The sequence below is a fragment of the Parvularcula sp. LCG005 genome, from assembly GCF_032930845.1.
In the GTDB taxonomy this organism is placed as follows: domain Bacteria; phylum Pseudomonadota; class Alphaproteobacteria; order Caulobacterales; family Parvularculaceae; genus Parvularcula.
On sequence record NZ_CP136758.1, the window covers coordinates 1107420 to 1120884 of the forward strand.

A 13465-nucleotide genomic window follows, 5' to 3' on the forward strand; every position below is an offset into this window, starting at 1 on the left:
CGTCGTTTCCCATCATCTGGGGCGGGCGGTGGGAGACCGCCAGTCCACAGCGCATGTCTTACCGCGTCGTCACCCGCAGCCTCAGCGGCGTCCTGGGGCGCAGGGTCAAGGAAAGATGCGGCTCCGGGGCCCGCTCGTCGACCATCTCAAAGCGCATGACCGGGGTCAGGTGCGACAACACGCTCATCATCGACATCATGGCAAAGCGTTGGCCGACGCAGACACGGGGGCCACCGCCAAAGGGCAACCATTGATATTTGTGATAGGTCGACATCCGCTCGGGCAGGAACCGGTCCGGGTCAAAGCGATGCGGATCCTCCCACAGATTTTCATGACGCTGCATCGGATAGACGCCGACGGTCACGTGATCGCCGGGGCGGAAAATGGTGCCGCCAAGCTCGACCTCACCAGTAATGGCACGGGCGATCATCGGCACCGGTGGATAGAGCCTCAGCGCTTCACGGATAACACGGTCATGCAGGGGCAGGGCCGCCAGATCATTATGGGTCGGCGCGCGCCCGCCTAGGGCCTGCGTGGCTTCGTCGGCCAGTGCGTCCTGAATGTGCGGGCTCTGGGCCAACAGGGACAGCGTCCAGCTGAGCGCATTGGCCGTCGTCTCATGACCTGCACCAACAAAGGTCAGGGCGTTGTCGACCAGCTCCTGCGGACTGAGCGGATCACCGGTTTCTGGGTCCCGCGCGTTGATCATCAGGCCCATCAGGTCATTGTCTTCCGCGCCTTCGGCTTTTCGGCTCTCCACGATCTGGGCGGCCAGAACGCGCAGGCGATGCACCGCTTCAAGGCCTTTATGATAACCAGGGGCCAGCCACTGGCGCGGGATCAGCCGGTCAAAAACCGGGAACAGATCACTTAAGGTGAAACGACCGATGGAGGTTACGAAGGTCTGGATGTCATCGACGATGGCATCAGACGAGTAATCCGCCCCCGGACGAACCCAGAGAACATCGGCGATGATATCGAACGAGGCGCGCGTCATCTCCGCCTGAATGTCGACCACGTCGTTGGCCTGCGCCGTCAATCGTTGCTGTGAGGACTGGGCCGCCCTGTTGAATGTCCCCATCAGCGCGGCAAGGCACTTGGCCCGAAAGGCCGGGCTCGCGGCCCGGCGCTGCGCCTTCCACATCTCTCCTTCAGCGGTCAGGAGGCCATCGCGCAGGGCGGGCTGCATCACTCGCTGCGCGATATAGGAGCGGCCGGTAATGCGACCCTCGCCCTGCAGCAGGGTCTGCACCATGGCCGGATCCATCACCTGCGCGAAGAGGCGCTTGCCCATCTTCACCGGCACCACGGCCTCGGTAAAGTGATCCTCCGTGTAAAGGGCGATGGGGTTGGCCAGCGCCGCAGTGGCGCGCCGAAACATCGACGCTGTCGGGGGGAGAGGCGAATAAGTCTGCGGGCGTATCGTGGTAGCGGTATCGGACATGCGCCGAAGGTAGACCTGTTGAAGCGCGTTTGACGAGCCCGCATGCCTTTCGCTTGCCACGGCGATTGCCAGATGCGACGGTTGGGAACGGTCAGGTGTTCAGGGGAGCGATGTTATGCGACGGGCTTTGATGATTTCGCTGGTAGGGGTCTCTTTGACGGCCTGCGCCAGCCGGTTAAGCCAGGAAGACTGCGAGATCGGGGACTGGTCCACCATCGGCTATCAGGATGGGGTCGATGGCCTGCCTGCCGGTAAGGTCCAGGACCGGGTCAAGGAATGCAGCCGCTTCGATATCGCCCTCGACCAGCGCACCTATGAGGCTGGCCGCCAGTCGGGGCTGGAAGTGTTCTGTAGCCCCGAAGGCGCGCTGGATGCCGGGTATCGCCGGGTCGGTGAAATCAATCTGTGCCCCGCTGAGGCCGGACTTGCCCGTCTCGCTTACGGGGTTGGCCGCGATTATGCCGATGCTCGCGCCAATCTGAACAGGATTGAGGACAGCTACCGCTATGAGCGGCAGGCGATCTCGGGTTTGCGGTCACAGATCCGCCGCTTGCGCTATCGGTTGCGGGATGCCCGCAGCAAGGAAGAGCGCAGTGAGATATTTGCCGACCTGCGCTATGCGCGGAACCGCCTCGATCGAGCGATCGACAGCTTCTATTATTACCGCTCGCTGCTGCCCCGGGCCCGGTTCGATTATGACCGCGCCGAGGATGCCTACTACACTCTGCGTAGCGACCTGACTGGCATGGCCCAGGACCAGCTGCGGCAGGATATGCTGAGCAGCCGGTATGACGATGATGCCTCGACGCCGCCGCCCGTTGGTGGGGATGATGAGGAATGGTCATCGGACTGGGATGATGACAGCTGGAACGAGGAACAGATGCGTCGCGAGCTGCGGGAAGAATTGAATGATGAGCCTGGCGAGGCTGAACCGGAAACGGACTTCCCCGACATCATGCAGCCTGATTCGGCGCAATGAGCCGGTAATAACCGGGCAATAAAAAACCCCGCCGAAAGGCGGGGTTTTCTTTCAAGCTGGCGCTTGAGAAATGGTTATTCCATTTCCTCTTCGGCGTCATCAGCCATGTCTTCCATGTCGTCAGCCATTTCTTCGGCTTCGTCGCCCATGTCTTCCATTGCGTCTTCGGTCGATTCCATCATGTCGTCGCCGGCATCTTCCAGAGCATCGCCAGCGTCTTCCATGTCATCGCCCATGTCCTCGACGGCTTCTTCAACCGTTTCTGGCTCGTCATCACCGCAAGCGGCGAGTGGCAGGGCGAGTGCTGCGGCGAGAGCCGCGATCAGCAGTTTATTCATTGGTGTCATCCCTCAGTGGTTTGTGAACCGAAATTAAGAATAGGTGCTCTTCTTGTGCGATGCAACAGTGGCAAGATCGGGGCAAATCAAATATTTTTTGCCACTTTTCGTTAAGTATCGATATTTTCTGCTGCGAATGCCTCTTCATAGGCTTCACTGGCCTCAAGCCAGGCATTCTCCGCCGCCTCATGCTCCTCGGCGCAGCGCGCCCGCCGCTGGGAAAGCTTTGTCGCCTTGGGCAGGTCGTTTTCGAAAAGCCCTGGCTGGGCAAGGGCTTCGTCGATCTGGCTGAGCTCCTTTTCCAGCTTTGCCATCTGGTCCTCGGCCTTCTTGATCTCGTTTTTGAGCGGCTGCAGCGCCTTGCGGCGGTCGGCAGCGGCGCGGCGGAGATCAGCCTGATTGGCCTTCGGCTTTGTTTCAGGTTTGTCCTCGGCGCTCTGTCCCTTCGCGGCGGCAAGGATGCGCGCGCGATAGTCGCCGAGGTCTTCGGTCAGGGTGGTCACGGTGCCGTTATTGACCTCCCAGAGCCGGTCCGCTGTGGCCTCGGCGATGTGCGCATCGTGGGTGATCAGGATCACCGCGCCCGCATATTCGTTCAGGGCGTGGATCAGCGCGTCGCGGCTGTCGATATCAAGGTGGTTCGTTGGCTCGTCGAGGATCATCAGGTGGGGGCCGTGAAAAGCGATCAGTCCAAAGAGCAGTCGCGCCTTCTCCCCGCCCGACAGTTTGTTGACCTCAATATCGGCTTTCTCCGGTCCAAAGCCGAGCGCCGCGGTCTTGGACCGCACCTGCGCCTCGGTCGCGTCTTCCATCAGGGCGCGCACATGGGTGAGGGGCGTGCCCTTGGGGTTCAGTTCATCCAGCTGGTGCTGCGCGAAATAGGCGATCTTCAGCTTCTTGTGCTTGTAGACATTACCCGATAGCGGCGCGAGCCGACCGGCAATGGCCTTGACGAGTGTTGACTTGCCCTGACCATTGGCGCCCAGAATGGCAATGCGGTCATCCTCATCGATCCGCAGGCTGATATTGCGCAGAACGACATCGTCTCCATACCCCAGTGTCGCGTCGGCGAGGCGAACGATAGGCGGTGCCATGGCGGGACGGGGGTCCGGGAAGACAAACGGCGTGGTCCGCTCTGCAATGGGCAGATCGACAGACCCGAGCTTCTCCAACGCCTTCAGGCGGCTCTGGGCCTGGCGCGCCTTGGACGCCTTGGCGCGGAACCGATCAACGAAGGCCTGCATATGGGCGCGCTGGGTTTCGATCTTTGTCGCCTGCGCCTCAGCCAGACGGGCGCGCTCAGCCCGTCGCACCGCATACTGATCATAGGTGCCGGCCTCGATCGTCAGCTTGCCGTGCTCCAGCGCAAGGATATGGGTGACGGAGCGATTGAGCAGCTCGCGGTCGTGGCTGATGATGATCGCGCTATAGGGATATTTCTTCAGATAGCTTTCCAGCCACACCGCGCCTTCAAGGTCGAGATAGTTGGTCGGCTCGTCGAGCAGCAGCAGGTCCGGTTCGGAGAACAAAACGCCGGCCAGCGCCACACGCATCCTCCAGCCCCCGGAAAAATCCGCGCAAGGGCGCGCCTGCGCCCTCTGGTCAAAGCCAAGACCCGCCAAGACCGACGCCGCCCGCGCTTCGGCGGAGTGCGCCTCGATATCCGCCAGTCGTGTATGAATGCGCGCGATCTCATGGGCGTCCTGCTCGGTCTCGGCCCGCGCCATGAGCGCCTCACGCTCGGTATCGAATTTCAGGACGGTGTCGAGCAGGCTCTCATTCGTTCCCGGTGCCTCCTGCGCGACCCAGCCAATGCGGCGACCTTGGCGCAGCGAAATCGATCCGTCATCGGGGGAAATCTCATCCCGCAGCAGGCGGAACAGGGTGGATTTGCCCGTCCCGTTCTTGCCCGTGAACCCGACCTTCCAGCCATCGGAAATCATGGCGGTGGCCTGGTCAAAGAGCATTCGCCCTTCAATGCGATAGGTGAGGTCGTTGATATGCAGCATAGCGCTGGCGCCTAGCAGCAGGGCGAATGACGGACAATCATCTCATCGTGGCGCGTTGATACAAAAAAACCCGGCATGGCGAGGGCCAGCCGGGGTAAATTCAACAAAATGTGGGGTCAGATCCGCCAGCCCCAGTTGCCTCGATAATCCTCGTCAAGACGGGCGGACTGGATGCCCTTCAGGCATCGGAACAGCATCCAGATCCACAGATAGACCCATGCGATGCCGGCTACAGCCATGAGCGGAATGCCGATCAGGATGAACGACAGCGGCATAGCGATGGCAAACAATATGCCCAGCACGATGTTGCCCAGCAAGAACCGCCAGAACAGGCTGATCTGGTGTTCATAATGACTGCGGGCCCAGGCCGGTGCGCGGCTCTTGAACACGTAAGCGAGGATGACCCCGAGGAAGAACGGTACCGCAGTCACCAGCGCGACGAGATACAGAACATAAATGAGGATCGGTTTTTCGTCGTCAACGACGACTTCTGGGGAGTGTGTTGGTCGTTCCATATCGATGAGGTATGTATCGTTTATCGGCAAATCAAGGGTGATCCGCGCCTTTTGGCCTGCCAAACGGCTGCTCTTGCATCCGCCCCGGCAAATCCTCCGGTAAATAATCTTTTAAGACCTGACCGGATTTCCGCTTGGCTCCCGCAGAGTCTTCATAGGGGAAGAATGACTGGGAGAGGGTCCCGGGCGCCCCGCAGGCCCCGCATCAGCTTTTGAGAGGGGCCAGTAACGGAGAAGCGAGATGAAACACCTGAAACGCGCGGCCCTCTTGGCCAGCACCATGATACTGGGGACGGCAGGGCTGAGCAGCGCTCAGGCTGGCGTCATGACATTTTTCAACGACAGCGCGGGATTTGAGGCGGCATCGGTCGGTGAAGATCTGGACAATATCAACTTCGACGACATCACATCCGGCACGAATATCGCTGGCCTGGTCCTGAAAGGCGTCACACTGACCAGCCCCGATGGGAATACGCTTGATGTTGTCGATGCCGATGACACATTCACCCCTGGGGATACGGCAGGGATCAACAGCCTGCTGGCGACGAGCGGATCGATGATTCTGTCTCCGGGTGGCATTGAACTCGTGCCGGGCAGCGCGCTGGCCGAACGGGACAGTCTTGAGATCACGTTTGCAGAGGCGGTCTCAGCTTTTGCCATCGATATCCTGTTCCAGTCCTATGACCTTGCGCCATTCGTTTCCATTCGCGCATTCAATGCCGAGGGCACACGGATTTATTTCGAGAATGTCCCAGGCAGCGGGCTCGGCGGCGGTGCGCCGGCGGACAATGTCTTCTTCGGCATTGTCTCAGACGATATGAGCACGAACATTGCTCGGATCGTCATTACAGAGAGTGACGGGAATGCCAGCTTCCCCGACTCGAATATCGGGTTCGACTCGATTCAGTTCTCCAGTCTTTCAGGCGATGCGGTTCCCGTTCCCGCAGCGTTGTGGCTGTTCATTGCGCCACTTGCGGGTGCCCTTGGACTCCGCCGCGCAAAACGGAAAATCGCCTGACAAGACGGTGAGCGGTCATCGGGGGAGAGGGCCGCTCACCACCCCTTTCTGCTAGTCTTCGGACGTAAACCAATAGCTGACGGTCGGTGCCTAGGCATACCGCGAAGAGTAAGACATCAGTCCGTCGATCATAGCGGATACAAGCGGGCGAACTGATTTTTTCGTCAACCAAAACAAGTGATCGGACATACCAAGCTCCACTCAGGAGCCATGAGACATCGGTTGCGCTGTTTCCCAAGCGCCGATATTGGCCCAAAGGAGACCCTAGGCGCACTCATATGAAAGCTCGACGTCTTCGCCGCCGTTAACCGGTGTTCCTTTGATTGTAATACAGTCAAAGAGGTTTGAGATACTGACATTCGCCTCCGCAGCAAGCTCTGAGAGTTCGTCAAATTCAACATTGAAGAAAACTGCCACGGTCACCTTGAACTGCCCCGCAATTGGCTCTTCCCCGTCTGTTCCGCTTTCGTACGAAGCACCGCCGTTTAGAACGCCATCATACCCATCCTTTCTAACATCGAAGAGAGCGGCCTCAGCGCCGCAGGACGAGCACCTGAGCTTATGCGGCGGCCGGAAAAAAGTCTGGCCAGGCTCAACTGCGTAATATGGCGACGGATCGGGCGCCACAATCGGAAAGCCAAAAATTAGGAATGCGAAGGCGTTGCAGGACCGACATGTGAGTGCAAAATCAACTGCCAGGTCGAGGCCGTTTCCTGCCAATGGAAGCGCCGTACAATCGAATCCCGAAAGGCACGACGGTGGAATTTTGACGGCTGCAGCTGCCGATGGCGTTCGTTGCATCTTCGGTATCCTTCAGCCCAGTAAATTTAGCACGCCAAGTTAGCCGCGCGGAATTTCGCGATTCGGCGAGAAATTGCCGCTCTGCTCTCGGTTTACTCAATAGTGTTATGGGGCCGGATCCTAAAACCGTCCCGCAGCGCCCGGAAACACCACCGGCGTCTCGCTGCCATCCTTGGCGACGGCGGACACGCCGAAGAAATAATTGTCGATCACCAGATTGGTGAACTCATATTCCGTGACATTGCCGACAAAGCGCGAATGGGTCCATTGAGGGGCGGTCGTTTCGCGCCAGTATACTCTGTACCCGGCCAGATTACGGCGCGCCTTGGCGTCCCCGCCATGCTCCCATTTCAGCGTGGCTGACGCCTCTACCGCGCCTGAGGCTTCGACATTGTCCGGGAAGGGCGGTGCCCCCGCCATCCCCGCCATGGTGACGGCGTTCAGCGCGGTCAGCTTGGCGGCATAGGGCGCGTTCACCCCGTCCAGCGTATCGCCATAGACGACCCCGTCTTCGGTACGAAGGTCCTGGTGCTGACGGTCATAATGCTCATGGGTTTCCATGATCCGCACGCCGGGGATGCCCACTGCGTTGAACGGGCGGTGGTGGCCGCCCCGGGCAAACCGGTCGAGGCGATAGACCATCATCACATCAAGGTTGGTCAGATACTGATCCGCCATCCGGTCGATATAGCGGGCCAGATTACGCGATGGGCTGTCAACCTCACCGCCGGTAAAACGCCGCGCGCGGGCCTCCTGCTCGGTCTCATTGGCGCGGGTGCCTTCTGAGAAAACACGCGCGACCGAATTGTCTACGACCCCGTCGATCCCTTCAATATTGGAGATCATGTCATTGTTCAGCACACCCTTGATCTGCCAACCGTTCTCCAGTGCATAGTCGGCCACGATCTTGCCGCCGAACAGGCCCTGTTCTTCACCGGACAGGCCCGCATAGACGATGGTGCCATCAAACTTGTACTGGCTGAGGACGCGTGCTGCCTCCAGCACCCCTGCCATGCCGGACGCATTATCATTCGCCCCCGGACTGTCGGACGTGCCGTCGAGGGCGTCACTGACCCGGCTGTCGATGTCGCCAGACATCATGACCATGCGATTGGGGTCGAGCGTCCCGCGCTGAATGGCAATCACAGACACAACTTCCGTTGGCTCAGGAATGCGCGTCTCACCGGAAATGGTGTCCGAGACGAGGATCACCTCAAGGCACCCGCCGCAATCGGCCGAGATCTCTTTGAACTCCGCCTCGATCCAGCGCCGCGCCGCGCCAATGCCGCGTGTGTCGCTTTCTGTCTCAGACAGGGTGTGCCGCGTACCGAACCCCACCAGGGTTTCAATGTCCGCCATGATCCGCTCGGCGCTTGGGGCATCCCCAATGTCATAGAGCGTCATCACTTCACCGGGCGGGGCCACTTGAGCCGTTGCGGAAACCATAAGGGCGGGCAGGATGGCGGCGGCGGACATCAGAAGTGTTTTCATGGAGGGCAGAATGTCGAAGCTTTGTCCCTCCGGCAATGGCCAAGAGCGCCGCAGGCAGCTACAGAATCACAAAAATCTCCGGGAGAACGACATGAAACGCCAATTCAGCCTTACCGCAGCGATCATTGCCCTGACGGGCGGAGCGCACGCTCAATTGAGCCTCGATGACAAGGAGATGTTCACGGCGCCCGGGCTGAACGTGACGGTTTTTGCCGATTATTATCCCGACGGTCACCAGACCGGCGTGACGGTGATCCAGCACGGCCGGCGCGTGGCGGCCAATGGCGACTTGCGGCTCGAAGTGTCGCCGGGCCAGTGGTCACCCGTCCCGAAAGCGGTTTCGCGAGTGGTGGACACCGAGACCCAGACCATCACCCAGCGCATGGCCTACCCGGATGAGAGCAAGAACCGCACGGGCTTCAACCCGATCGAGTACCCGGATCTGAACCTCACTTATGACGTGCGCGTCACGCCGGGGCAGGGGAACAGCGTCATTGTCTCCATCGACCTTGATGAGCCGCTGCCCGCTGAATGGGTCGGCCGCGCCGGTTTCAATTTCGAGCTGTTCCCCGGTGAGCTGTTCGGCCTCAGCTACAATATGGACGGACAGGTGGGACAGTTCGCGGTGCAGCCCAATGGCCCGTTGAAGGAGGCCTATGGCGGTCCGCTGGCCGAACCCATGGCGGTGGGCAAGACCCTGACCATTGCGCCGGAGGAGGATCTTCGCCGTATGACCCTGTCGGCCAATGGCGCGGATCTTGAGCTGTGGGATGGCCGCCTTAATCACAATAATGGCTGGTATATCGTCCGCACACCGATCCCGGCGGGCGCGACAAGAAACGCCGTGACCATCACCATCACGCCGAATGTGGAGAAGGACTGGCGGTATGAGCCCGTGGTCCAGGTCTCCCAGCTGGGCTACAGCACCCATCAGGAAAAGCGCGCCATTATCGAAACCGATCCCCGTGACACGCGGCGGGAGCGGGTGACGCTCTACCGTGTGGGGACGAACGGGCCCGAGATGGTGCGCCGCGGCAAGCCCGAGGAGTGGGGCGATTTCCTGCGCTACACCTACCTGACCTATGACTTCTCTGACGTGACCCAGCCGGGAATGTACCAGATCGCCTATGGCGACCGGATGACCCACGCGTTTGAGATCAGCGATGACGTCTACGCCCGCGGCGCGTGGCAGCCGACGCTGGAATACTACCTCCCCGCCCAGATGTGTCACATGCGCGTGAACGAGAAATATCGCGTCTGGCACGGCCATGACCACCGGGACGATGCGCGCATGGCGCCGATCGACCTCAACCATTTCGACGGCTATGTGCAGGGGCCGGAGACCTTGACTAAGTACAAGCCCGGCGAGAACGTCCCCGGACTGAATGCCGGCGGCTGGCACGATGCAGGTGATTATGACCTGCGCGTGGAAAGCCAGATCGGCACCACCTGGCTGCTGGCGAAAATGGTGGAGGAGTTCGGCCTCGACCACGACGCCACGCTGATCGACCAGACCAAACAACTGGTCGAGATCCATGAGGCCGACGGCAAGAATGACGCCCTGCAGCAGGTGGAGCACGGCCTCCTCACCGTCATGGGCGGCTACCGCTCCCTTGGTCGTCTCTATCGCGGTATCATCGTGCCGACCCTTCGTCAGTACACGCTGCTGGGGGAGGCATCCGTTCAGACTGACGGGCTCAATTATGACGCTTCGCTGAAAGAGGGTGAGCGCGATGGCTGGCGCTCCGGCGTTCCTGATGACCGCTGGGTCTTCACCGAGGTCAACCCGGTGCGGGAGCTGAACACGGCCGCTGGCCTTGCCGCCGCCGCCCGTGTTATGCGCGGTTATAATGACGAACTGGCCGCTGAAACCCTCGCCGCAGCGCGGGACATTTTCGACAAGGCCTATGGCGAGACCGATAATCTCGGCGCCCGCGTCTTTGCGCTGGCGGAGCTGATCAACTCGACCGAGGATGCGGAGCTGATGGCCCGTCTTATCGGTCTGCAGGATGAGATCACGGCCAATTTCGATCAGGTCGACTGGCAGCTGGCACTGGTCTGGGACAGGATCGAAGACGAAGCCTTCCGTACCGCGATTATCGAAGCAGTAAAGGATCACCAGGGTACCCTGGCCGAGCGGGCACAGGAAACCCCCTATGGCGTGCCCTATCGCCCGAACATCTGGGGCGCGGGCTGGGACATCCAGCGCTTCGGGGTTGAGCACTATTTCATGACCAAGGCGTGGCCGGAAATGGTGGACGAGAAATTCTATCTCGACGCGCTCAACTTCATCCTCGGTGTTCATCCGGGGGAGAACACCATGTCGTTTGCGTCCGGCGTTGGCTCGGAATCGGCGCTGGTGGCCTATGGCACCAACCGCGCGGACTGGTCCTTCATCCCTGGCGGGGTGATTTCGGGCACGGCACTTATCCGGCCCGACCTGCCTGAACTGAAGGAATGGCCGTTCTTCTGGCAGCAGACGGAATATGTCATGGGCGGCGGGGCCACGCATTACATGTTCCTGGCGCTGGCGGCGGACGCGCTGGCGGCGAAGAAATAGGCGGAAGCGGGAGAGAGGATGATGGGGTCTGTACTGACAATAGGACTGGCGGCGGTCATGCTCATGACCCCGCCGGTCTACCATGTACCTGTTACGCTGGACACGGCAGTAGCGGAACCCCTTCATACGCTCTCCATGCAGCGGGTTGGCCTGCCCGACGCGGTGAACAGCCTCGCCGTCATCCCCGGCACGGCAAAGGCCGCGGTGGCGCTGAACCGTGAAGTCCTCATCGTCGACACCGACAGACTGGCCCTCATCAACCGGGTCGAGGCTTGCGACTTCTGTACCATGACGAACATCCACGTCAGCGATGATGGTCAGACTATCGACCTGACCGGTAACAAGAAGAAAGAGGGAAGGCGCTACGCCTTGGGCAGTCTCGAGCCGGTCTCCACCCTGCCGCCAACCGACCCACGGGCGGTGATCAGCCCGGACGGGCGTTACCGCCTCCACAATGTGGATCGGCAGGCCCAGCTGACATCAGGCGACGGCACGGTCCTGTGGGACTCCGGCCTGCCGGACCCCAAGGGCATGGCGTTCTCCTCGGGCAGTACACTGATGGTCATCGCCTATGACGATGATGCGGCAGGAAAGAAAGCCGGGGCAGCCCGCCTGCTGACAGTTGAGGGGCGGGAGACCCTGGCCGAGATCAAGTTCGAGCGCGCCACCTTCACCTTCGCGGCGTTCGCCCCCGATGGCGATACGCTGGCGCTAGGCGCCTATACCGGGCGCATCATCCTGTGGGATGTACCGGGGCAAAGGCTGATCGCGCATTTTCAGGCAGGCGACGGCCTCCGCTCGATGGTGATCAGCCCGGACGGGCAGTATATTGCCGTCGGTGGCGGTCGTAAGGGCGATGGCTATGCCGGTCTGTGGCGGCTTTCGGACGGCCAGCCGATCGCGCGCCAGCATTTCGGCGACCGTGTGGCGGGCCTCGACTTTGACGGGCGGGGCGCGAAGCTGATAGCGGGCAGCTGGGCCAATGAACTGGCGGTGATCGACCTGTCGCCGCTCTATGAAGGGAACTGAGAAGATGGGGCGCACACTGAGGCTTTTGCTGGCGGGGGCAATGCTCGCGATGCCATTGCCGGTCATGGCACAGCCTGCGACTACCGGCCCGGCAAAGGTGCGCTTCGCGCCCGACGTTTTTTTCTCCCCGCCCGCCAGCCTTGATGACGTGGCCTTTTTGGAAGGGGAATGGCGGGGGGAGGTGTTCGACATGGTGGTCGAACATCACATCCTGTCCCCGGCGCGGGGGCAGATGCCGGGCTTTGTCCGTATCATGACCGATGAGGCGGTGCAGGTCTATGAGATGGCAAGCTTCATCATGGCCGACGGCTCACTCACCTATCGCGCGCGCCAGTTCACGACGGATATGATCGCCCTGCAGGATCGGGAGCGGTTCGTGGACCGCCCCCTCGTGGCGAAGGAGGGCGGCACCCTCTATTTTGACGGCATGACCTTCGCCCCCGACGGACCGGACGCGATGGTCGTGACCTTCATCGCCAAGAACCAGATGGGCGAAGAGTACGAACAGTCCGTGCGGTATGTGCGGGTGGGGGAGTAGATTCTCTACTGCGCTTGTTGAATGCGATGTCTGACGCTTAGAATGTTCTTGTTGGTCTCGCAGCCAAGCAATTGAGTGGTGATCGATCTGGATGACCTACATAGCTTATTATTGAGTTTAGGTACCTCTTATGAGATTGGATGTCCAATACGGTACTATCGAGATCTTCGATTTTCAAACACTCGAGACCACCCAAGTCAGCTTTAAAGTCCGAAAAAGATTGAGGCTTAAAAACTCTTACTCGTGTATCCATGGCCTCAGGAGTTTCATCGTCCATACCTGAGAAGTAATTGTTGTGCACATACCTGTTTCTCCGTGGTCGGAGTACATTATCAATGTAATTTAACGTGGAGATATATGGATCGACTAGTTCCTTATGGTCAAAGTTTGTTGTCGCTGCCACGCGCAACGCTTGGAGCTGATCTCGAAAATTGAAGCACCTTACAATGAGATACGACGTCTGCTGTTGAGGCATCTTTGATAGATCGCAAAGATGTAGACAGATTTCCTCCTCTAGCTCACCCCAAACTTTGCACAAAATTCCGATCCCACGGACAAACGGTTCGAGTGAGGGTGAAGCGTGAAGACCCCATTTCGCCATTATCTTAACCCAGCAACTTTCTAATCAACCAAATATAATTTGAAAATGTTCTGTCGTCGATGCGACCTTTCGATAAAACACTGCTGTATTTTTTTTAAAGCCACCCAACTTATCCCCGCGCCCCCGCACCCGCCCTATAGTG

General features: G+C 59.9%; 11 protein-coding genes. 5 read left to right on the forward strand and 6 right to left on the reverse strand.

Annotated elements, in window-relative coordinates; all coding sequences use genetic code 11:
- Positions 1–58: 58 nt before the first annotated feature.
- Positions 59–1381, reverse strand: coding sequence for a cytochrome P450 (locus tag RUI03_RS05155; protein WP_317289220.1), 1323 nt, complete (start codon positions 1379–1381; stop codon positions 59–61).
- A gap of 178 nt (positions 1382–1559) precedes the next feature.
- On the opposite strand from RUI03_RS05155, the gene RUI03_RS05160 reads away from it, so the two are divergent.
- Complete coding sequence (locus tag RUI03_RS05160; protein WP_317289221.1) at positions 1560–2423, forward strand: DUF2799 domain-containing protein; 864 nt, start codon at positions 1560–1562, stop codon at positions 2421–2423.
- Positions 2424–2497: 74 nt separating this feature from the next.
- On the opposite strand, the gene RUI03_RS05165 is transcribed toward RUI03_RS05160, so the two are convergent.
- The 3 genes from RUI03_RS05165 to RUI03_RS05175 form a co-directional block, all read right to left on the reverse strand.
- The gene (locus tag RUI03_RS05165) at positions 2498–2761 is read right to left on the reverse strand and encodes a hypothetical protein (RefSeq protein WP_317289222.1); all 264 of its coding nucleotides are present in this window, start codon (positions 2759–2761) and stop codon (positions 2498–2500) included.
- Positions 2762–2871: 110 nt separating this feature from the next.
- Complete coding sequence (locus tag RUI03_RS05170) at positions 2872–4770, reverse strand: ABC-F family ATP-binding cassette domain-containing protein (RefSeq protein ID WP_317289223.1); 1899 nt, start codon at positions 4768–4770, stop codon at positions 2872–2874.
- Between the two features lie 116 nt (positions 4771–4886).
- Positions 4887–5285, reverse strand: a complete 399-nt coding sequence (locus RUI03_RS05175) for a hypothetical protein (RefSeq protein ID WP_317289224.1) — start codon at positions 5283–5285, stop codon at positions 4887–4889.
- 241 nt (positions 5286–5526) lie between these two features.
- Between RUI03_RS05175 and RUI03_RS05180 the strand changes: the two genes are divergently transcribed.
- A complete protein-coding gene (locus RUI03_RS05180; protein ID WP_317289225.1) occupies positions 5527–6303 on the forward strand; it encodes a hypothetical protein in 777 nt (258 codons plus the stop codon).
- Between the two features lie 264 nt (positions 6304–6567).
- Here the strand turns inward: RUI03_RS05180 and RUI03_RS05185 are convergent, their stop codons facing one another.
- Positions 6568–7104, reverse strand: coding sequence for a hypothetical protein (locus RUI03_RS05185; RefSeq protein WP_317289226.1), 537 nt, complete (start codon positions 7102–7104; stop codon positions 6568–6570).
- A gap of 120 nt (positions 7105–7224) precedes the next feature.
- The gene (locus RUI03_RS05190; protein WP_317289227.1) at positions 7225–8595 is read right to left on the reverse strand and encodes a M28 family peptidase; all 1371 of its coding nucleotides are present in this window, start codon (positions 8593–8595) and stop codon (positions 7225–7227) included.
- Between the two features lie 91 nt (positions 8596–8686).
- Between RUI03_RS05190 and RUI03_RS05195 the strand changes: the two genes are divergently transcribed.
- From RUI03_RS05195 to RUI03_RS05205, 3 genes are read left to right on the forward strand one after another with little or no spacing between them, the layout of a single operon-like run.
- On the forward strand, positions 8687–11155 hold the full coding sequence (locus RUI03_RS05195) for a glycoside hydrolase family 9 protein (RefSeq protein WP_317289228.1): 2469 nt from the start codon (positions 8687–8689) through the stop codon (positions 11153–11155).
- A gap of 18 nt (positions 11156–11173) precedes the next feature.
- Positions 11174–12184: a WD40 repeat domain-containing protein gene (locus RUI03_RS05200; RefSeq protein WP_317289229.1), complete on the forward strand. Its 1011-nt coding sequence runs from the start codon at positions 11174–11176 to the stop codon at positions 12182–12184.
- A gap of 4 nt (positions 12185–12188) precedes the next feature.
- Positions 12189–12722 (forward strand): DUF6265 family protein, encoded by a 534-nt coding sequence (locus RUI03_RS05205; protein ID WP_317289230.1) that lies wholly within the window; start codon positions 12189–12191, stop codon positions 12720–12722.
- The last annotated feature ends 743 nt before the right edge of the window (positions 12723–13465 follow it).

Excerpts from the sequence above, each read along its gene's own strand:
- RUI03_RS05170 (WP_317289223.1), bottom strand. The coding sequence starts at position 4,770 with ATGCTGCATATCAACGACCTCACCTATCGCATTGAAGGGCGAATGCTC.
- RUI03_RS05160 (WP_317289221.1), top strand. The coding sequence starts at position 1,560 with ATGCGACGGGCTTTGATGATTTCGCTGGTAGGGGTCTCTTTGACGGCC.
- RUI03_RS05205 (WP_317289230.1), top strand. The coding sequence starts at position 12,189 with ATGGGGCGCACACTGAGGCTTTTGCTGGCGGGGGCAATGCTCGCGATG.
- RUI03_RS05175 (WP_317289224.1), bottom strand. The coding sequence starts at position 5,285 with ATGGAACGACCAACACACTCCCCAGAAGTCGTCGTTGACGACGAAAAA.
- RUI03_RS05185 (WP_317289226.1), bottom strand. The coding sequence starts at position 7,104 with ATGCAACGAACGCCATCGGCAGCTGCAGCCGTCAAAATTCCACCGTCG.
- RUI03_RS05200 (WP_317289229.1), top strand. The coding sequence starts at position 11,174 with ATGATGGGGTCTGTACTGACAATAGGACTGGCGGCGGTCATGCTCATG.
- RUI03_RS05190 (WP_317289227.1), bottom strand. The coding sequence starts at position 8,595 with ATGAAAACACTTCTGATGTCCGCCGCCGCCATCCTGCCCGCCCTTATG.
- RUI03_RS05155 (WP_317289220.1), bottom strand. The coding sequence starts at position 1,381 with ATGTTTCGGCGCGCCACTGCGGCGCTGGCCAACCCCATCGCCCTTTAC.
- RUI03_RS05195 (WP_317289228.1), top strand. The coding sequence starts at position 8,687 with ATGAAACGCCAATTCAGCCTTACCGCAGCGATCATTGCCCTGACGGGC.
- RUI03_RS05180 (WP_317289225.1), top strand. The coding sequence starts at position 5,527 with ATGAAACACCTGAAACGCGCGGCCCTCTTGGCCAGCACCATGATACTG.
- RUI03_RS05165 (WP_317289222.1), bottom strand. The coding sequence starts at position 2,761 with ATGAATAAACTGCTGATCGCGGCTCTCGCCGCAGCACTCGCCCTGCCA.